The 19,285-nt window shown below is 63.6% G+C and carries 21 protein-coding genes; 11 read left to right on the top strand and 10 right to left on the bottom strand.

Annotated features, from left to right (window positions below; all coding sequences use genetic code 11):
• Positions 1-72: 72 nt before the first annotated feature.
• On the bottom strand, positions 73-903 hold the full coding sequence (locus DS839_RS15065; protein WP_119271169.1) for a hypothetical protein: 831 nt from the start codon (positions 901-903) through the stop codon (positions 73-75).
• 144 nt (positions 904-1,047) lie between these two features.
• Between DS839_RS15065 and zwf the strand changes: the two genes are divergently transcribed.
• The 3 genes from zwf (at position 1,048) to DS839_RS15050 (ending at position 3,726) form a co-directional block, all read left to right on the top strand.
• Positions 1,048-2,511 (top strand): glucose-6-phosphate dehydrogenase, encoded by a 1,464-nt coding sequence (gene zwf / locus DS839_RS15060; RefSeq protein ID WP_119271167.1) that lies wholly within the window; start codon positions 1,048-1,050, stop codon positions 2,509-2,511.
• A gap of 15 nt (positions 2,512-2,526) precedes the next feature.
• Positions 2,527-2,913 (top strand): ester cyclase, encoded by a 387-nt coding sequence (locus DS839_RS15055; RefSeq protein ID WP_119271165.1) that lies wholly within the window; start codon positions 2,527-2,529, stop codon positions 2,911-2,913.
• Between the two features lie 87 nt (positions 2,914-3,000).
• Positions 3,001-3,726: a hypothetical protein gene (locus DS839_RS15050; protein WP_119271164.1), complete on the top strand. Its 726-nt coding sequence runs from the start codon at positions 3,001-3,003 to the stop codon at positions 3,724-3,726.
• Between the two features lie 16 nt (positions 3,727-3,742).
• Here the strand turns inward: DS839_RS15050 and DS839_RS15045 are convergent, their stop codons facing one another.
• Complete coding sequence (locus DS839_RS15045; RefSeq protein ID WP_119271163.1) at positions 3,743-4,939, bottom strand: MFS transporter; 1,197 nt, start codon at positions 4,937-4,939, stop codon at positions 3,743-3,745.
• A gap of 185 nt (positions 4,940-5,124) precedes the next feature.
• On the opposite strand from DS839_RS15045, the gene DS839_RS15040 reads away from it, so the two are divergent.
• From DS839_RS15040 to DS839_RS15010, 7 genes are all read left to right on the top strand, one after another.
• On the top strand, positions 5,125-6,762 hold the full coding sequence (locus tag DS839_RS15040; RefSeq protein ID WP_368911670.1) for a PEP-utilizing enzyme: 1,638 nt from the start codon (positions 5,125-5,127) through the stop codon (positions 6,760-6,762).
• Positions 6,759-8,012, top strand: a complete 1,254-nt coding sequence (locus DS839_RS15035) for a PEP/pyruvate-binding domain-containing protein (RefSeq protein ID WP_119271162.1) — start codon at positions 6,759-6,761, stop codon at positions 8,010-8,012. The genes DS839_RS15040 and DS839_RS15035 overlap by 4 nt, the downstream gene beginning before the upstream one ends.
• A 50-nt stretch (positions 8,013-8,062) precedes the next feature.
• Entirely contained in the window at positions 8,063-8,497 is a 435-nt protein-coding gene (locus DS839_RS15030) for an antitoxin Xre-like helix-turn-helix domain-containing protein (RefSeq protein ID WP_119271161.1), read from the top strand.
• The gene (locus tag DS839_RS15025; protein ID WP_368911669.1) at positions 8,484-9,185 is read left to right on the top strand and encodes an RES family NAD+ phosphorylase; all 702 of its coding nucleotides are present in this window, start codon (positions 8,484-8,486) and stop codon (positions 9,183-9,185) included. Before DS839_RS15030 ends, DS839_RS15025 begins: the two co-directional genes overlap by 14 nt.
• Positions 9,186-9,267: 82 nt before the next feature.
• The gene (locus DS839_RS15020) at positions 9,268-10,851 is read left to right on the top strand and encodes an adenylate/guanylate cyclase domain-containing protein (RefSeq protein ID WP_119271160.1); all 1,584 of its coding nucleotides are present in this window, start codon (positions 9,268-9,270) and stop codon (positions 10,849-10,851) included.
• A gap of 57 nt (positions 10,852-10,908) precedes the next feature.
• Positions 10,909-11,364, top strand: a complete 456-nt coding sequence (gene soxR, locus DS839_RS15015) for a redox-sensitive transcriptional activator SoxR (protein ID WP_119271159.1) — start codon at positions 10,909-10,911, stop codon at positions 11,362-11,364.
• A gap of 73 nt (positions 11,365-11,437) precedes the next feature.
• Positions 11,438-12,901 (top strand): MFS transporter, encoded by a 1,464-nt coding sequence (locus DS839_RS15010; RefSeq protein ID WP_119271158.1) that lies wholly within the window; start codon positions 11,438-11,440, stop codon positions 12,899-12,901.
• Between the two features lie 4 nt (positions 12,902-12,905).
• Here the strand turns inward: DS839_RS15010 and DS839_RS15005 are convergent, their stop codons facing one another.
• Positions 12,906-13,448, bottom strand: a complete 543-nt coding sequence (locus tag DS839_RS15005; RefSeq protein WP_119271157.1) for a DUF4865 family protein — start codon at positions 13,446-13,448, stop codon at positions 12,906-12,908.
• Complete coding sequence (locus DS839_RS15000) at positions 13,448-13,846, bottom strand: tautomerase family protein (RefSeq protein ID WP_119271156.1); 399 nt, start codon at positions 13,844-13,846, stop codon at positions 13,448-13,450. The genes DS839_RS15005 and DS839_RS15000 overlap by 1 nt, the downstream gene beginning before the upstream one ends.
• Positions 13,847-13,942: 96 nt before the next feature.
• On the opposite strand from DS839_RS15000, the gene DS839_RS14995 reads away from it, so the two are divergent.
• Positions 13,943-14,854, top strand: a complete 912-nt coding sequence (locus tag DS839_RS14995) for a LysR substrate-binding domain-containing protein (RefSeq protein ID WP_119271155.1) — start codon at positions 13,943-13,945, stop codon at positions 14,852-14,854.
• A gap of 8 nt (positions 14,855-14,862) precedes the next feature.
• On the opposite strand, the gene DS839_RS14990 is transcribed toward DS839_RS14995, so the two are convergent.
• From DS839_RS14990 to DS839_RS14965, 6 genes are read right to left on the bottom strand one after another with little or no spacing between them, the layout of a single operon-like run.
• Positions 14,863-15,159, bottom strand: coding sequence for a HigA family addiction module antitoxin (locus DS839_RS14990; protein ID WP_119271154.1), 297 nt, complete (start codon positions 15,157-15,159; stop codon positions 14,863-14,865).
• A 26-nt stretch (positions 15,160-15,185) separates the two neighbouring features.
• The gene (locus DS839_RS14985; RefSeq protein WP_119271250.1) at positions 15,186-15,464 is read right to left on the bottom strand and encodes a type II toxin-antitoxin system RelE/ParE family toxin; all 279 of its coding nucleotides are present in this window, start codon (positions 15,462-15,464) and stop codon (positions 15,186-15,188) included.
• A 59-nt stretch (positions 15,465-15,523) separates the two neighbouring features.
• The gene (locus DS839_RS14980) at positions 15,524-16,477 is read right to left on the bottom strand and encodes an ABC transporter ATP-binding protein (protein ID WP_119271153.1); all 954 of its coding nucleotides are present in this window, start codon (positions 16,475-16,477) and stop codon (positions 15,524-15,526) included.
• Positions 16,474-17,430 (bottom strand): ABC transporter ATP-binding protein, encoded by a 957-nt coding sequence (locus tag DS839_RS14975; protein ID WP_119271152.1) that lies wholly within the window; start codon positions 17,428-17,430, stop codon positions 16,474-16,476. Before DS839_RS14975 ends, DS839_RS14980 begins: the two co-directional genes overlap by 4 nt.
• Complete coding sequence (locus tag DS839_RS14970; RefSeq protein WP_119271151.1) at positions 17,427-18,308, bottom strand: ABC transporter permease; 882 nt, start codon at positions 18,306-18,308, stop codon at positions 17,427-17,429. The genes DS839_RS14975 and DS839_RS14970 overlap by 4 nt, the downstream gene beginning before the upstream one ends.
• Positions 18,301-19,257 carry an ABC transporter permease gene (locus DS839_RS14965; protein WP_119271150.1) on the bottom strand — a complete coding sequence of 319 codons (957 nt, stop codon included), beginning with the start codon at positions 19,255-19,257 and terminating at the stop codon, positions 18,301-18,303. The genes DS839_RS14970 and DS839_RS14965 overlap by 8 nt, the downstream gene beginning before the upstream one ends.
• Positions 19,258-19,285 lie beyond the last annotated feature (28 nt).

Genomic DNA, 19,285 nt, shown 5'->3' with positions numbered 1-19,285 from the left:
TGATGGGCGATACTGGACTCGAACCAATGGCCCCTGCGATGTGAAATGAGAGAGCATTTCGTCGGCCGACACTCAGAGATCGGAAAAATACGCTTCAACTGCTGTTGGATTTATGCCATCGGAACCGCGCCACCACATCGCGGGATAGCGCCAGTCGTTATAATGCTGGCTCGTATGCTCACGCTCGAAGGCTAATGTAAATTCACCAAAGTATCCGCTGCGGTTCTTCGGCTGAAGTATGCCGCAGATACAAAGGATTTCGATCAGTACCCTTCGTTCATATTTGGACGAAGCGAAAAGTCCAGCCAGTGCTTTTTCCAGGAGACTTGCAGTAGCTGTAGGTGGAAGAGACGCGGCGACCTTCAGTATCTGGCGCATCACGCGTTTGTCGGCATCTGTCGGATGCTGTGGCTCGATCTCACGGAAAAGAGACAAATCCAACCACGCATATGCGAGGTCATCACGCCGTACACCGCCCCATTTGTGCCGCTCAAAATTCAAAACGTTGAGATCGATTTCCTCAGGCGAGGGGAATTCGTAGAACCCGCAATATTGGCAACATCTTGCTCCGGACGGCACCAGCCTATTTGGAACAGAAGCAATTGTATGGGAAGGAAAATTCGCGGCGAAGCCATAGCTGCCGAGCGCCGATCTCGCATCCAGGCGACGCGTGCCCAGACTCGCCAAGAAGGCGTTTGATATGTTGGTCTTGTCGGCGAGCCTCTTCTCCGACAGAAGCTGATTGACAGCCTGATCATGCGTGAGCGAGATCGCATCGAACATATAGCGCTTGCTCTTCGCGTAAGCGAATTCAGTCGGGTCGAGTTGTCGATCTGCATCCGACTTCCAGCCCGTTTTCCAGTATGCATTGAACAGAATGTCTTTGGCTCGCTTGTCAGGCATTATTCGTTTGGCCCCCAGTACAATGGCGGACTCATCACGCGGCGGAGAGGAGATGTCAATCCGGTCAGCCTGGACGTACCGTCTTGAAGTTGGCACGAATTTCGTTCCATCATCGCCGCAGGTGAACCGAGGGGACCAGCAGCAATGGTGAAGAACGCATCCCGGATGGGTCCAAAGCATCCGCAAGTGCTCATCCTGGTGGGGGCGACGGGCGATCTCTCGCGGCGGAAGCTGCTGCCCGGGCTGTTCCACCTGTGCAGCTCAGGCTTCATCACCGGCTGCCGGATCATCGGCATGGCGCTCGAGGATCTCGACACCGACGGTTTCCGCAAGCTGGCGCGCGAGGCGCTCGAGAAATTCTCGAGCCGGGCAGTGAAGGAGGCCGATTGGAAGGCCTTCGCCGACACTTTAAGCTACGTGCCCCTCTCGGCCGGCGCCCCGGCGCTCAAGGCGGCAGTCGAGGTGGCCGAGAAGTCGCTCGGCGGCGACAGCCGGCGCATACATTATCTGAGCGTGCCGCCCGCCGCGGCTCTGGCCGCGGTGCGCCTTCTCGGCGAAGCCGGGCTCGTCGCCAACAGCCGCATCATTATGGAAAAGCCCTTCGGCACCGATCTCGCCAGCGCCGTCTCGCTGAACGCGCAGTTGCACCAGGTGTTCGCGGAAGAGCAGATATTCCGCATCGATCATTTCCTCGGCAAGGAAGCGGCGCAGAACATCCTCGCCTTCCGCTTCGGCAACGGGCTGTTCGAGCCGATCTGGAACCGCAACTTCATCGACCATGTGCAGATCGACGTGCCCGAGACGCTCGATCTCGGCAAGCGCGCCGGCTTTTATGAAAGCGTCGGCGCCTATCGCGACATGGTGGTGACGCATCTCTTTCAGATCCTCGGCTTCATGGCGATGGAGGCGCCGACCGCGCTCGAGCCCAAGCCGATCAGCGAGGAGAAGAACAAGGTCTTCCGCTCGATGCTGCCGCTCGATCCTCGCGATGTGGTGCGCGGCCAGTTCGCCGGCTACCGGTCGGAGGAGGGGATCGATCCCGAATCCGACACCGAGACCTTCATCGCCCTCAAATGCGCCATCGACAATTGGCGCTGGGCCGGCGTGCCCTTCTTCCTGCGCACCGGCAAGCGCATGGCGGAAGGGCAAAGGATCATCTCCATCGCCTTCCGCGAGCCGCCCAAGAGCATGTTCCCGGCGGGCTCCGGCGTCGGCGCGCAGGGACCGGACCATCTGACCTTCGACCTCGCCGATGCGTCCAAGGTGTCGCTCTCCTTCTATGGCAAGCGGCCGGGTCCCGGCATGCGGCTTGACAAGCTCAGCATGCAGTTCGCCATGCACGAGACGGGCTGGATCGGTGACGTGCTGGAAGCCTATGAACGGCTCATCCTCGATGCCATGCGCGGTGACCACACGCTGTTCACCACCGCCGAAGGCATCGAGCGCCTGTGGGAAGTCTCGACCCCGCTTCTGGAAAACCCGCCGCCGGTCAGCCTCTATCAGCCGGGCTCCTGGGGACCGAAAGCGATCCACCAGCTCATAGCACCGCATGCCTGGCGCTTGCCTTTCGAACGGGCCTGGCGCGATCCGAACAAGACAAGCGGGTGAAGAGGCTCGATCGCGATGACAGAGGCCGATCTGCGCGACATCTATCGAGACTATATTGCCTGTCTGAATGAGCAGGATTGGCCGAAGCTCGGACAGTTCGTTCACGATGAGGCGCGCCATAACGACCGGCAGATCGGGCTGTCAGGCTATCGCCAGATGCTGGAGCGGGATTTCGCCGAAATTCCGGACCTTCATTTCGATATCCAGCTGCTGATGTCCGATCCGCCCTATATTGCGAGCCGGCTAGGTTTCAACTGCACGCCAAAGGGAAAATTCCTTGGGCTCCCCGTAAACGGGAAGAGAGTCTCCTTCACAGAAAATGTATTCTACGAATTTCGGCGAGAGAAGATCTGGCAAGTGTGGTCGGTGATAGATAAGGCCTCTATCGAGGCCCAGCTTTAGGTCGCGACCGTCCCATTTTCTGTGGAAGTATACTTGCCGACTCGGCTGCAAGCATGGCTCCCTATGGGCGCTACCGAGGAGGGGTCGATGCGCACGGCTCATGGGTTTCTGTTGCGACAGGCGTTGCTGCTGATCGGCCTGACATTGCTGGCGAGCCAGCCGGCATTTGCATCGCAGGAACAATTCCCCGTCAATAGCACGACGATCCGCGCGCTCATCGAGTCCTCTCGCTATGACAATGGCGACATTGTTTCGCTGCGCAAGAATATCGGATTGTACATTCTCGAGGACGACGCGAGCGACGCCTCCGAGCGGGAGCTGTTCAGCAAGCTTGTCTTTTCAGAAATGCAGCTTCTCGGCCGTATGTTGCCGCTGACCTTCGCGAAGGGTCCAAGGCCCAAGGATCCACTTGCCGAGAAATTCTCTCAATTGGTCATATTCAGGGACCCCGGCGATATGAAAATCGCCGAATATGAAAGTGAGCTTCCTGGTTTCATGCGGGCGGTCGAAAATGTCAAAGACCAGTTGAGCGACGATGCCTGTCGATTCTTCTATGAACAGGACTCGACCAGTTCCGATGACCTCCTGGTCGCCTACGTATTTGTCGGTCGCAATCACCCTCGTCCCTCGACTTGCCTGCACTCCGGCATATTGAAGTCGTTCGGGGTTCAGCGGAAGCCGGGAGACAGATCGCCTTATTCCGAGCGGTTCCTGGTCGATCTCATCGGCATGCAGCTGATCGATCACTGCTCGCAGATGCATGGCCCGCAACGGGTATCTTGCGTCCTTGGCAAGATCGATGCGTTCAAATGACGGGATTTGAGAGCCGTCAGCGCGCGTATTTCAATCCGAAGCCCAGTGCCGCCAGAGAAAACAGCGCGATCATCGCCGCAAAGGCGAGGCTCGCGGTGATGGCGCCCGCCAGGGTCGAGATGATGCCGATGCCGATCACCGGCAGCGCATTGCCGCAGAAGCAGCAGATGAAGAAGGCTGACACCACCTCGGCGCGGCGGTCCTGGGGCGCTAACTGGTTCACCACTTGCAGGCCGCCGCGATAGCCCAAGGCCGCGGCGATGCCGCAGCTCGCGGTCACGATGATCATGACCGGCAAGGAAGCGAGGATCTGCGCCGCGACGATCAAGGCGGTGGTCGGGATCATCAGGCCGAGCCCTGCCAGCATGGCGGTGCGGGTCGAGAGGCGCGCCGTCAGGAGGATGGTGGCCGATGCCACGATGGCGAGCTCGAAGAAGACCGCGCCCGCCACCGCATGGCTCGTCTCGTGGAGCTGCTGCGCCAGGATGCTGGGCGCCAATGCCGCATAGAAGCCGACAAGCGCCATGGCGCCGAAGCCGCTCACGGCCGGGGCGACAAAGGGCGCGCGGATCTTCTCCGGAACCGAAAGCCGCGGCCGGAAAGAGAGCGGCGCCGGCCGGGCCGTCTCGCGCGTGCGCCAGATCAGGACCGCGACGAGGGCAAGGGCGACGAGATAGACCATGAAGGTCAGGCGCAAGGGCAAAGGCGCAAAGTCGGCGAGGAGGCCCGAGGCCAAGGCACCGACGCCGAGCCCCAGAAAATTGGTGCTGGTCGCGATCAGGCTCGCCCGGGATTTGTCTTCATGGGCGACGAGCTCGGCGAGCCAGGCGGTTCCCGTTCCCGCGCCGACGCCAATGGCGAAACCGCTCAGGATGCGGGCGATGTCGAGGGAGACGACATTGCCGGCAAGCAGGAAGATGAAGGCGCTCATAACCGCGACCGCCATCGCGGCGAGCGCCACCGGGCGGCGCCCGACGCTGTCGGAGATGCGCCCGAAAACAAGCAGCGCCGTGAGGTTGCCCACGACATAGACCGCATAGATCAAGGTGAGCGTGATCTGGGAAAAGCCGAACGCCTGCTTGTAGATGACGTAAAGCGGCGTCAGCACCGTGCTGCCGGCGAAGAGGACGGCGATCATCGCCGCTACCGTCCTCAGCGCCGCGGCGTGATCGAATTCGCTTCTGCCGGCCAGTCGTGCATGGTGAAGGGTCATGTGGAATCCATGTACTGTTCCGAGATCAGTAAGCTTAACGCTTGCTGACACGGGGTGTTTCGGCCGCGGCCGAAGTCTGCTGACAGTTTCGGCAGCAGCCGTCGGCCATTTTTCCGCTAGGTCATGGGCCCCGAAGACTGGTACGACTCCCGCTGCTCAGCCGGCCGTCCCAGGGAGAACCGCCAATGACTGCGTCAGATTCCGCCACGCCACTTCATTTCGAGCCGCCGGGGCCGGGAACCTGGGAACAGGATCCCGTGCATTTCCCGCGTCCGATGACGCATTACTGGCAGGAGATGCACCCGCCCGCCTTCAAGAAAGGCACCGGTGAATTCGCCCGCTTCTATGGGATGCTCATCGACGGCATCCAGGTCGCCTATGTCAACGGCTTCGGCTACAATCAAAAGCTGCCGGCGCCCGAAGCCGACATCCCTGAACGCTTCAAGCGCGCCGAACAGGTCTATGCGCAGAAACTCTGGCGCGAGCAGCTCAAAGACTGGGATGAGAAGCACAAGCCCTCGACGATCGCCACGCATCGCAAATTGCAGGCCGTCGATCCGGGCTCGCTTTCCGACGAAGAGCTCGCCACCTATCTGACGCGCTGCCGCGACCATCATGCGGCGATGATCGCCCAGCATATGCGGTTCACCGCCGCCGCCGTGCTGCCGACCGGAGATTTCCTCGTCCATGCCGCGGAGTGGACGGGCCTGCCGCATTCCGAGCTCTTGGGGCTGATGCGCGGTTCGGCCGAAGTTTCCTCGGGCGGTTCCGAAGAGATGGCGCGCCTCAAACGGGCTTTTGCCAACGACGCTTCGGCGCGCAAGATCCTCGAAACCGACCGCGATCCCGCCAAGGTGCTTGAACGCCTGCGGGCACATGGCGGCGAGGCCGGTGCCGCGATCGAGGCCTATCTCGATCTCGTCGGCAATCGCCTCATCGACGGCTTCGACATCGCCGAGCCGACGGCGCTGGAACTGCCGGATGCGCTTCTGCGCGCCATACGCGGCGCCGTTGTCGATGACGCTCCCGCTTCGGATGTCGAGGAAAGCACGGCTGAGATCCGTGCCCAGGTGCCGGCGAAGCACGCGCAGGAATTCGACGCGCTTCTCGCCGAGGCGCGCCTCACCTATCGGCTCAGGGACGAACGCGGCGTCTATAGCGATATCTGGGCCGCGGGCCTCATGCGCCGCGCCGCGCTGGCGGCGGGTCGGCGGGCATTGGATCGTGGCCGGATCGATGCGCGGCAGCAGATGCTGGAGGCCGGCCTTGGTGAAATGTGTGCGCTGGTCATGGGCAGGGACGGTCCGTCCGCGGATGAGCTGGCGAAGCGTGCACAATATCGCGCAGCCTATACGGCCAAGGACGCGCCGCCGGTGCTTGGTCCGCCGCCACCGCTCCCGCCCGACCTTTCCAAGCTGCCGCCCGCCGTCGCCCGCCTCATGCGCGCGACCCTCGTCAGCCTTGGCCATATCTTCGGAAGCTCAAAGGCCGAGAACAAGGAGACCGTCCTCTACGGTCTCGCCGCGAGCAAGGGTCTTTATGAGGGACCGGCGCGCCGCGTCTCGGGGCCGCCGGAATTCGGCCGCATCGCCAAGGGCGACGTGCTCATCACCGAATCGACGACCGAGGCCTTCAACATCCTCCTGCCGCTCTTGGGCGGCATCGTCACCGACAATGGCGGGCTCCTGTCGCATGCGGCGATCGTGTCGCGCGAATACGGTATTCCGGGCGTCGTCGGCACGCGCGAGGCGACGGAGAAGATCGCGGACGGCATGCTCGTCCGTGTCGACGGCGATGCCGGCGAAGTGACGGTGCTCGGGTGAAAAAGGTCGTCCCCTTCGCCAAGGCGCGCGAGACATCGCTCTATGGCTCGAAGGCGGTAGGGCTCGGCGATGCGACGCGCCAGGGCATCACCGTCCCGCCCGGCGTCGCGCTGTCGGGCGATCTCGTCGATGCCGTCGCCTCGGGCGATGAAGAGGCCATTGCCGAAGTGGAAGAGGCCATCGCCGATCTCAAACCGCCTTTCGCCGTGCGCTCCTCCGCCGTCGATGAGGACGGCGTCAATGCGAGCTTCGCCGGCCAGCATCTGACCGTGCTCAATGTCCATTCGGCCGCCGACGTTCCCGATGCCGTCCGCGAAGTCTGGTGGTCGGCCAATTCGGACTCGGCCATCACCTATCGCCAGAAGGTCGGCCTCTTGACCAAGCCGAGCGTCGGCGTCGTCGTCCAGACGCTGCTCAATCCCAGCGCCGCCGGCGTCATGTTCACCGAGCATCCGGTGACGGGGCGCGACGAGCGCCTGATCGAAGCGAGCTTCGGCCTGGGCGAAGCGGTGGTCGCAGGCCTCGTCGTCCCCGACCATTTCCGTCTCGACCGCGCCGGCCAGGTGCTGGAGCGCAAGGCCGGTCGCAAGCGCATCGCCATCCGCTCGCTGCCGACCGGCGGCACATTCGAGGAGAAAGTGCCGCCGGAAAAAGTGAATGAGCTCTCGATCGGCGACGCCGAGCTTGCCGCGTTGAGCGAGCTCGCGCTCAAATGCGAGAAGGTCTATGGACCGAGGCGCGACATCGAATGGGCGGTCGAGGACGGCAAGCTCTATCTTCTGCAATGCCGCGCGGTCACCACCGGCAAGTCTGCCGGTGCGGCGCAACCGCCCGGCCCGCCGCCCCGCGATCCGGTGACGGCGCTCAGGCGCGTGCAGCTCTTCGCCGATATGGACCGGCGGCAGGCGGAGCAGATCGCGCGTGTCGTCAAGCAGCGCCGCTTCGCCAAGGGCGAGACCGTCATCATGGAGGGGTCGGGCGGGGCCGCCTTCTTCTTCATCGAATCGGGCGAGGCCAAGGTCTCGCGCAAGGGGGTCGAGATCGCCACCTTGGGACCCGGCGACCATTTCGGCGAGATCGCCTTGATCGACGGCGGGCCGCGCTCCGCCACGGTGACGGCCATGAGCGACCTCGTCTGCTACGGCATCACCTTCTGGGAATTCCGTCCGCTGGTCGAGATGAACGGCACCATGGCCTGGAAGCTCCTGCAGGCGCTGGCGAAAAGGCTGAGGGCGGCTGATCCGGCTTGAGCTTGACACCGCGTCACATGGTGCGTATATCCGCATCAGGAGAAGCGATTATGACCGATGCAGCAGTCGAATGGGCGCAAGCCGCTCATGCCGGCTTGCAGACATTTTCCGGCGAGGCCGATCGCCGCCGGCTGACCGGTGCCGCGGTGAAGGCTGTCTTGCGGCTGGTCGAGGCTTGGAGCGGCAGCAATGCGGAAGGGGCCGCACTCCTCGGCGTTTCCGAAAGCACCTGGGACCGGATGAAGGGCGGCAAGTGGGACGGCACGCTGAGCCAGGACCAGTTGACGCGCGCCTCGGCGCTCATCGGCGTGTTCAAGGGGCTGCATCTGCTGTTCGCCGACGACATGGCCGACCGCTGGCCCAAGCTCGTCAATCGCGGCCCGATCTTCGACCGCAAGACCCCCATCCAGGCGATGATCGAAGGCGGCATCCCGCGCATGATCGAGACCCGGCAATATATCGACGCGCTGCGTGGCGGGCTCTGACATCGCGCCGCCCTTGCCGTTGGTACGTGAGGCCTTCCCGCGCACCATAAGGCTCGTCTCCAGCGCGCGCCTGCGTCAGGCCGTCATGACGCCGCTCGCCGACACTGCCGATGAGCTCGACCTCCTCGCCGAAATCGAAGGGGCGACGAGCGGAAGACTGATTGCGGAAGAGCGCGGCCTCGGCGGGCTCACCGCCAACGAGCTCGTGCATGGCGTCCCGCATGCGCGCTTCATCAATGCGAGCTTCGCCTATGCCAAGCCGCGCGAGCCGATGCGATTCAGCCCGGCCGACCGCGGCGCCTGGTATGCCGCACTCGCGGTCGAGACCTGCATCGCCGAGGTCGGCCATCACTTGACCAGGGCGCTTGCCGATGCGGGCGACTTCACGGCGGTCGTCGACTATATCGAGATGCTCGCCAGCATGTCGGGCCTGTTCGTCGATCTGAGGACGCTTCCCGGCCATCCGAGCCTCGATCCCGACCCGGTGATCGGCTATCCGGCCGGCAATGCGATCGCCAATCTGGCGCGCGCCGAGGGCCATAACGGGATCATCTACCCTTCCGTCCGCCACGCCCAAGGCACCTGCATTGCGGCGCTGTGGCCCAATGTCGTCCAGTCGGTGGTCCAGGGCGCCATGTACCGCCTGACCTGGTCGGGCAGGCCCGACTATGCGTGGGAACATATTTAGCGGCTTTTGCCGCCGTTTCTAAGGTGAACCTAAAGGAATTTTCGGACATAGTGCCGGCCTGAGCAAAACCGGTGATTCCGCCATGACCGCCAATCAAGCGAACAGAAGCCCTGGAAGCCTGCCAAAATGGGCGATTGTAATCGGCGTATTGCTGCTGCTTGCCGGCCTGCCGCTCGCGGCTTGGCTCGATCTGCGCAATCTTTCGGAACAGTCGCTGCGCCTCCAGGCGAGCGACCTCAATTCCGTCATCACCAGCGTGCGCGGCTATTACGCCAAGAATGTCGTGGCGCGCGTCCTTGCCCATCCCGAGACGACGCAAGTCATCCACAACTATGCCGATGTGCCGGGCGCCATCCCCATACCGGCGACGCTCTCGCTCGAATTGGGCAAGGTGATCGGCGAGCAGCAAGGCAACATCTCCTATCGCTTCGTCTCCGATTTCCCGTTCCAGGGCAGAGCCCCCCATGAGCTCGATGCTTTCGAGAAGATGGCGCTCGCGAAACTCAGGACTGACCCGAAGCAGCTGGTCAATGACGTGTCGTGGAACAATTTCGACGGCCGCGTCCGCCTGGTGGCGCCCGTGCTCATGGCAGCACCCTGCGTCGCCTGCCACAATTCGCATCCGGAAAGCCCGAAGCATGACTGGAAAGTCGGCGACGTGCGCGGCATCCAGGAAGTGATCGTCGACCAGCCGATCGCCAAGAATCTGTTCTCGTTCAAATGGCTCATGGGCTATTTCGGCCTGATGGCCGCCTTCGGGCTCGGCGTCGTCGGCTGGCAGAACCGGCAGTCCAAGCTCATCGCCGGCATGAACAAGGAGCTCGAAAACAACAACGCCTTCCTCGCCGCGGTGTCGATGAAGATCTCGCGCTATCTCTCGCCGCAGCTCTATAAGAGCATATTCGCCGGCGAGAAGGACGTCGCCATCCAGACCGAGCGCAAGAAGCTCACCATCTTCTTCTCCGACATCAAGGATTTCACGGCGACGACCGAGAAGCTGCAGCCGGAAGAGATCACGGCACTGCTCAACGAATATTTCACCGAGATGTCGGCCATCGCGGCCAAGCATGGCGGCACCGTCGACAAGTTCATCGGCGATGCGATCCTGATCTTCTTCGGCGATCCCGAAACCAAGGGCGTCACCGAGGACGCGCTGGCCTGCCTCAGGATGGCTTTCGAGATGCAGGCGCGCACCACCGAGCTCAACGCCAAGTGGCGCGGCATGGGCGTCGAGGAAAGATTCCTGGTGCGCATGGGCATCAATACCGGCTTCTGCAATGTCGGCAATTTCGGCAGCGCCGACCGCATGGACTATACGATCATCGGCGCGGAAGCCAATCTCGCGGCCAGGCTGCAATCCATCGCCGAGCCCGGGCAGATCGTGCTCTCCTACGAAACCTATGCGCTGGTGCGCGAGATGTTCACCGCCCATTCGCTGTCGCCGATCCAGATGAAGGGCATCAGCCGTCCGGTCGTGCCCTATGTGATCGACGGCGTATTGGCGAGCGGCGGACAGGTGTCGAGCCTGATCAGCGAGCATATGCCGGGGCTCGATCTCTACCTCAATCCGTCATTGCTGGACGATGCCGCCGTGGCGCGCACGCGCATGCTGCTCGAGAAGGCGATCGCGACACTCGAGGCGCGGCCGAAGCGCGCGGCGACGTAACTCTTTCTCTCCGGCGCGATTCCCTCTAACCTCATGCAGTATTGAGGTTCAGGGCCCATGGCAGAGAACGGCGTCAAGATCATCCTAACGGTCGGCGAAGTGGCGCGGCGCAGCGGCATCGCCGTCTCCACCATCCACTTCTACGAGACGAAAGGCCTCATCGAAGGCTGGCGCACGCAGGGCAACCAGCGCCGCTATCACCGCGCCGTCCTGCGCCGCATCGCCATCATCCGCATCGCGCAGCGCGCCGGCATCCCGCTCGCCGTGATCCGAGACGCGCTTTCCGACCTGCCGCATGACCATGTGCCGACCAGCCGCGACTGGCGGCGGTTTTCCGCCACATGGCGGGAGATGCTCGAGGAGCGCATCGACAGCCTGATGCAATTGCGCAACCAGATCACCAGCTGCATCGGCTGCGGCTGCCTGTCGCTGAAGGATTGCCCGCTGCGCAATCCGGGCGACCGGCTGGCGGAACTGGGGCCTGGTCCCCGGCGCTTGATGGCGCGGCGGTGATCTTCACCGCTTGACCTCAAGCATGCTTGAGGTTCTAGAAGCCTGTCGGCAAACAGTTCGAGGAGGCCGACAGGTGCAGAGTTCGATCGATGAGACCCTATCCGCAAGCGGAAGCGAAACCGTTTCAGCCCAGCGACCCTCGGGCTGGGGCGAATTGCTTGGCGGCCGGAACGGCGTCTATGCGCTTGCGCTGGCCGGCGGCGTCACGCTGCATGCTGTCAACATGTATGTCGCGACGACGGTGATGCCCTCGGTCGTGGCCGATATCGGCGGCCTCGATTTCTATGCCTGGACGACGACGTTGTTCGTGGTCGCATCGATCCTCGGCGCCGCTTTGACGGCGCGGCTTCTCAACAGCGCCGGCCCGCGCGGCGCCTATATCGTTGCGACAATCCTGTTCGCCGCCGGCACGCTCGTCGCCTCGCTTGCGAGCAACATGCCGGTGATGCTCGCGGGCCGCAGCCTGCAGGGGCTGGGCGGCGGCTTCCTCTATGCGCTGGCCTATGGATTGACGCGGATCGTCCTGCCGGAAAGGCTGTGGGGCCGCATGATCGGCCTCATCTCCGCCATGTGGGGTGTAGCGACGCTCGTCGGACCGGCGATCGGCGGCATCTTCGCCGAATATGGCGCCTGGCGCGCCGGCTTCTGGTCGCTCCTGCCGGTTTCAGGCCTGTTCGCCGTCCTCGCTCTCACGACCTTGCCGCGTGCGAGTGCCCACCGCAATGAGCGCTCGGCGATCCCCGTTCCACAACTCGTCCTGCTGACGGCCGCGGTGCTGGCCGTCTCGGCGGGAAGCCTGTCGCCCGAGACGCTCTGGCAGCTCACCGGCCTCGCCGCCGCCTTGCTGATGATCGGGCTCATCGCGGCGATCGAGACGCGGGCGACGGCACGCCTCCTGCCCAAGCGGTCCTTTACGCTCGCCACACCCCTGGGCGCGCTCTATCTCGTCATCGCGCTCCTCATGCTCGGCATGCAGCCAGAGGTCTTCGTGCCCTATCTGCTGCAGCAATTGCACGGGCAATCACCCTTGTGGGCCGGCTACCTCGCCGCTTTGATGTCCATCGGCTGGACCGCGGCCACGCTCCTTAGCGCGCGCTGGCAGGAGAAGAGCGGCGCGCGCCTGATCGTGGCGGGCCCGGCATTGACGCTCGCGGGCCTCGTGCTGCTGGCGATCTTCCTCCCCGCCCATGGCGGCGGAAGCTGGCCGCTGCTGGCGCCCATCTGTCTCGGTCTCGTCCTGATCGGCTTCGGCATCGGCCTCGCCTGGCCGAGCATCGTCACGCGCGTCTATCAGAACGCGCCGGCTACCGAGCAGGATCTTGCGGCCGGCGGCATGACGACCGTGCAGCTTTTTGCGATCGCTTTCGGGACGGCATCGGCGGGCATGGTGGCGAATGTCGCCGGCATCGCTACGCCCGGCGGCCTTGCCGGCGCCAGCCACGCCGCACTCTGGCTAGCCGTCGTCTTCGCTGCCGCACCCGCTTTCGCCATCGCGGTCGCCTTCAAGGTTGTCCGCCTGACCGGCCGCACGAGTTGAGGCGTTACGGCAGCGATATATGCCCGACATCGTAAAGCTGTGCATCGCCGGCAAGGGCTTTCGGCAATTCGCGCCACAGGCGGAAACGCACCAGGGTCCATGCCGTCGGGTCGAAGCCCACGACATCGGCGAGCGCATCGCTCGCGATACTTGCCGCTTCAGTCGTTGCCTGGCGCAGCGCCGCGAGGTCGGAATAGGGAGCGATCGCCGTGATCTCACGGCTGGCGAAGCGTGTTACCGACAGATCCTTCGCAAGCTTTGCATGCCACACGGTCCAGGTCGCGACTCGCGGCCAGCCGAAATCGCGCGTCAGTGCCGCGAAGCCAGGACCGGTGAGGAAATTGCTCATGCCATCGGGATGGTCCCAGACATAGAAGGGGGCGTAGAGGTTCTCGGCACTTCCGTCCTTCTTCTTCGCCGACAGATAGGCCTTGAAGCGTAACAGCGGAAAGCCGTCGAGCATCGGTCCCTTGTCGCGGATGCGGCGCTCGATGATCGCCATGTCGTAATCGGCGGGAAGCGTGAAACTGTACTCCATGGCGAGCATCAGGCGGCCACCTCAGATGGAGTAGCGGCACAGACGCCGGACGAGAAGGACCATTCCTCGAAAGTGGACGAGGCGATGACGATCATCACGTCCTCGGGGCGGATGCCAGGCGCCGCGGCGAGGCGTTCGACGAGACGGCGATAGAAACGCTGCTTGACCTCGAGCGCGCGCGGCTTGCCGGTGGTGATGTGGAACAGGATGAAATCCTCAGACCGCGGGCCGCCGAGATAATCACGGTCGAAGACGAGCTCGTTCGGCTGATGCTGGTGAAAGACCTGGAAGCGGTCCTTCTCGGGCACCTCGAAGCTGTCGACCAGCGCCTGGTGCAGGCTGTCCGAGACGGCCTTGAGATAATCCGGCGACTTGCCGGCCAGAAGCGATATGCGGGCGAAGGGCATGGCACTCTCCATTTGTGGATTGACAACGCACAATATGGCGCTTCGTGATTGTCCTGAAAATCTGATTATTCAGGATAGTTAGTCCTGATTTTTAGGATGATTATCGTGGGTTTCACCAATCTCGACATGGATGCGCTCCGAAGCTTCGTCACCGGCATGGAGCTTGGCTCCTTCGCCCGTGCCTCCGACCGCCTGGGCCGCTGCACCTCGGCGGTGAGCGCGCAATTGAAGAAGCTCGAGGAGCAAGCAGGCATTCCGCTGGTGCGCAAATCGGGGCGGGGCCTTGCCTTGACCAATGGCGGGGAGGCGCTGCTTTCTTACGCCCGCCGTCTGCTCGACCTCAATGACGAGGCGGTGGGCGCCGTGCGCGGCGTCGAATTGGAAGGATGGATTCGCTTAGGACTCCAGGAGGATTTCGGCGAGGCGATGCTGCCGGACGTCCTCGGGCGTTTCGCGCGCTCGCATCCCAGGGTCAGGATCGAGGGGCATGTGGCGCGTAACAGCGCGCTCATCGAGAAGATCGCGTCGGGCCGCCTCGATCTGGCGCTTGCCTGGGACGGCGGCGAAGCGCCGGCTTTCGTCGAGCGCATCGCCAAGGTGCCGCTGTGCTGGCTGGGGCCAGCCAGCGATGCGACGGTCTGGCATCGCGACGATGATGAGCCTTTGCCGCTCGCGGCACTCGAGGCGCCCTGCATGCTGCGGACCATCGCCTGCCAGGAGCTCGACAAGCATGGCCTCTCCTGGCGCCTCGCTTTCGTAAGCCCGAGCCTCGGCGGCCTGTGGGCGGCGACGGCAGCGGCACTCGGCATCACGGTGCGCACGCCGATCGGACTGCCGCGCGGCGTGCGCGTGCTGGATCCTTTAGCGCACGGCCTGCCGCCGCTGCCCTCACTCGGCCTCGTGCTGCATCGTGCCGACAAGGAATCAGGTCCCACGGCTGAACATCTGGCGGCGATCATGTTGCAAGCACTGCGCGATACGCTCAATGAGGACTGGCTGGTGAAGTGAGAGCGGCTTTACGCCGTTTCGAGGGTCGGGATTTTCTCGACTTCTTTTGCCAGTTTCTGTTGAGCCTCCCAAAGGTCCACAGCCTGTTGCATACCAAGCCAGAGGTCAGGGCCGTTGCCGCAGAGCTTGCCAATCCTGACAGCCATTTCCGGCGTGATGGGGCCTTTCTCAGCCAGAATTTTATGCAGCGTCTGGCGAGAAATAAGCAACTTTTCGGCTGCATCCGAAACGCTGATCTTCAGCGCAGGGAGAACATCTTCCCGGAGAATGGCACCGGGATGCGTGGGCTTTCTACTCTGGGTCATCTGACCGCTTCCTAGTCTCAGCACTATCAGTGATATTGCTCAAAGTTAACGTTATAAGCGTCACCGTTCTCGAATTCGAAAGTGATGCACCATGGCCCGTTCACATGGACCGTAAATCGCTTCGGTTTGAAACCTGCCAGGCCATGAAAATCGAAACCCGGCAAGTTCATGTCTTCCGGCTTCTTTGCGACCTTCAAGGCATCAAGCCTACGGATAATCCGAGCATGGAAATTCTTCTGAATATGACGGGTGGTCCCCGTATCGTTCAATTCCTTCAGGCCCTTCGATTTCCAGCTTCGAATCACAAAAATCACTGTGTAATCTTATAGATTACTTTTGTCAACTATTAGTTTACAAATGGCATCTATTCCAGCGGATGGTGGCAGGCGATCTCGTGGCCCTTGCCCATCTCGCGCATCGGCGGATCGACACTGCGGCAGATATCCGTCGCCCGCGGGCATCGCGTATGGAAGCTGCAGCCCGAGGGCTTGTTCGCCGGGTTCGGCGTCTCGCCCTTCAGGATGATGCGCGTGCGCTTCTTCTCGCGGACAGGGTCGGGAATCGGGATCGCCGACATCAGGGCCGCGGTATAGGGATGGCGCGGCGTCTTGAACAAAACGGCGCGCGGGGCGCGCTCGACGATGCGCCCCAAATGCATGACCGCCACGTCGCGGCACATATGCGCGACCACGCTCAGATCATGGCTGATGAACAGCATCGTCAGGCCGCGCTCCATCTGGAGCTTGCGCAAGAGATTCATGATCTGGGCGCGGGTCGAGACGTCGAGCGCCGAGACGGGCTCGTCCGCCACGATGAAGGCGGGATCCGTGCTGATGGCGCGCGCGATCACGGCGCGCTGGCGCTGGCCTCCGGAGATCTCATGCGGATAGCGCGACAGGAAGGCGGTCGAGAGCCCCGCCTGCTCGATCGCCACTGCCGCCTGACGCTGCGCCTCGGCGCGCGACCAGCCTTGCACGCTCAGATGCTCCAGCACCGTGGCGCCAATGGTCATGCGCGGATTGAGCGCGCCGGAGGGATCCTGGAAGATGATCTGGCGCTCGCGGCGCAGGCGCTTGAGGAAGGAAGGCTCGGCATCGGCGACATCCTTGCCTTCAAACAGGACCTTGCCGAGAGTCGGCTTCTGCAGGCCGACCAGCGTGCGCCCGAGCGTGCTCTTGCCGCTGCCTGACTCGCCGACAAGGCCCAAGGTCGCGCCGCGATCGACGGCAAGGTCGACGCCGTCGAGCGCATGGAGGACGCGCCGGCCGATGCGATAATGGCGCGCGAGGCCCCGGGCTTCGGTCAGAACTTCCGTCATGGAGCGTTCCAGCAGGCGATCGAATGACCGTCGCCGATGTCCCTCAGCGACGGTGGGACGCGGCAGGCCTCGCTCGCTTTGGCACAGCGCGGCGCGAAACGGCATCCGGTCTGGCGCTCCGCCCCTTGCACGCTGCCCGGAATGGTCGGCACCGGCTCGTCCCAGCCGCTGTCGAGCTGCGGGATGGAGCGCAACAGGCCGAGCGTATAGGGATGGGCGGGCCTGGCGAACAATTCCTCCGTCGCCGCCATCTCGACGATCTCGCCCGCATACATGACGGCGACGCGATCGGTCATGCCGGCGACGACGCCCAGATCATGGGTGATTAGGATGACGCCCATGCCCGCCTCGCGCGCCAGGCCGCGCAACAGATCGAGGATCTGCGCCTGCACGGTGACATCGAGCGCCGTCGTCGGCTCATCGGCGAGAAGCAGCTTGGGCGAGCAGGCCATCGCCATGGCGATCACCACGCGCTGGCACATGCCGCCCGACATCTCATGCGGATAGACGGAAAAGCGCTCCTCCGGCGCGGCAATGCCGACCTTGCGCAAAAGATCGATGGCGCGGCGGCGGGCCTCGTCGCGCGGCAGATGGAGATGCGCCTCGAGCGCCTCGACGATCTGGTCGCCGACCCGGATCATCGGATGGAGCGCCGTCGCCGGGTCCTGGAAGATCATGCCGACCGCGGCGCCGCGCCTTTCGCGCATGGCGGCTTCATCGAGCGCCAGGAGATCGACGCCGTCGAGCCGGGCGGACCCGCCGAGGCTCGCATCGCGCAAGAGCCGCATCAGCGCCAGCGCGGTCGTCGACTTGCCGCAACCCGATTCGCCAACGAGGCCCAGCATCTCGCCTTGCGTCACGGCGAAGGAAATGCCGTCGACCGCCCTGGCCGGTCCGAAGGCGACGGAGAGATTCTCGACCTTAAGCAACGGATCGGAGCGCCGGTCCGTCATCGGTCGCGGATCCGGGGATCGAGGGCATCGCGCAGGCCATCGCCGATGAAGTTGAAGCTGGTCACGGCGAGCGTGATGGCGAGCCCCGGGAAGACGGCGAGCCAGGGATCGACCTGGAAATCGCTCTGAGCGTTGGTCAGCATGTTGCCCCAGCTCGCCGCGGGCGGCTGGATGCCGTAGCCCAGGAAGCTGATATAGCTTTCGAGCAGGATGGCGTTCGCCGTATTGAGCGTCGCCGCGACCAGCACCGGCGCCAGCGTGTTGGGCAGTATCTGGCGCAGCACGATGCGCCAGGAGGGCGTGCCGATCATCCGGGCCGCGGCGATGAAGTCGGCCGATTTCAACACCAGGATCTGCGAATAGACGATGCGGGCGATCTCCATCCAGCAGGTGAGGCCGATCATGAGCGCCATGGAGGCGAGGCTCGGCGTGACGAAGGCGGCGACGAAGAGCAGCAGGAAGACGCTCGGGAAGCACAGCATGATGTCGGTCAGGCGCATCAGGAGCACGCCGATCCAGCCGCCATAATAGGCGGCGAAGGCGCCGACGGAGAAGCCGACGATCACGGTGACCAGCATCGCCGCGATGCCGACGGAAAGCGAGATCTGGCCCGCATACATGAGACGGGTCAGCACGTCGCGGCCGAGATCGTCGCTGCCGAGGATGTGGCCTTCGGTCAAAGGCGGGGCATAGCGGTTGGCGATGTCGAGCTCTTCGGGATCATGTGGTGCCAGCCACGGAGCGCCGGCCGATCCGATCACCAGCACCGCGAGCACGATCAGAGCGAGGAGGGCGAGGCGATGGCGCAGCAGGCGGCGGAAGGCGCTGACGCGGCGCGGCGGCGCTACGGCCTGGGGCTCGAGTGCCACATCACTCATCATGGAGCTTCACCCGTGGATCGACAAAGGCGATGATGATGTCGGCGAGAAGATTGCCCAGGATGACGACGACGGCGCCGACCATCAGGATGGCCATGAGCACCGGATAGTCGCGGGTGCTCAGCGCCGAGATGAACAAGAGGCCCATGCCAGGCCAGCTGAACACGGTCTCGGTCACCAAGGCGCCGCCGACCAGCAGCGGCAATTGCAGGCCGGCGAGCGCCACCAGCGGCACCAGCGCGGCTCGGAGCCCGTGATTCACCAGCACGCGCGAGGAACTGAGCCCCTTGGCGCGCGCCGTGCGCACGAAATCCTGGTCCAGAATGTCGAGCATCGATGAGCGCGTGTAGCGGCTCCATTGCGCCACCAGCACCAGCGCCAGGACGACGACCGGCAGCACCAGATGATGCAGCCGGTCGAGGAAGCCGCCACCGCCCGTGCTCGTCATGCTGCCCGCCGGGAACCAGCCCAGCGTCTGGGCGAAGAAGAAGATGGCGAGCAGGCCGAACCAGAAGGTCGGCAAGGACAGCGCGATCATGGCGCCGATGGCGGTCGCATAATCGAAGATCGAATTACGCCTGACCGCCGCCAGCGTGCCGATGGCGACGCCGATCACCAGCGCCAGAGCGAGGCTCGTGCCCATGAGCAGGAAGGTTGCCGGCAGGCGGTCGAGGACGATCTCGCGCACCTGCTGGCCGCCGAAGAAGCTGTAGCCCCAATTGCCGCTGAGCAATCCGCCCGCCCATTTGAGATATTGGACATAGACGGGCTGATCGAGGCCGAACAATACCTTGATCCGCTCGATGTCCTGGGCGGTCACCGTCGGGTTCAAGGTATAGACCGCGAGCGGTCCGCCCGGCGCCAGATGCATCAGCGCGAAGCCGACGATCGAGACGCCGAGCAGAAGGATCGCCGACTGCACGAGCCGGTTGATCAGGAAGCGTGCCATTCCCCGATTGTCTGGCTTCGCTCAGGCG

This window comes from Taklimakanibacter deserti (assembly GCA_003574785.1).
This window is presented reverse-complemented; position numbering and strand designations above follow the sequence as displayed.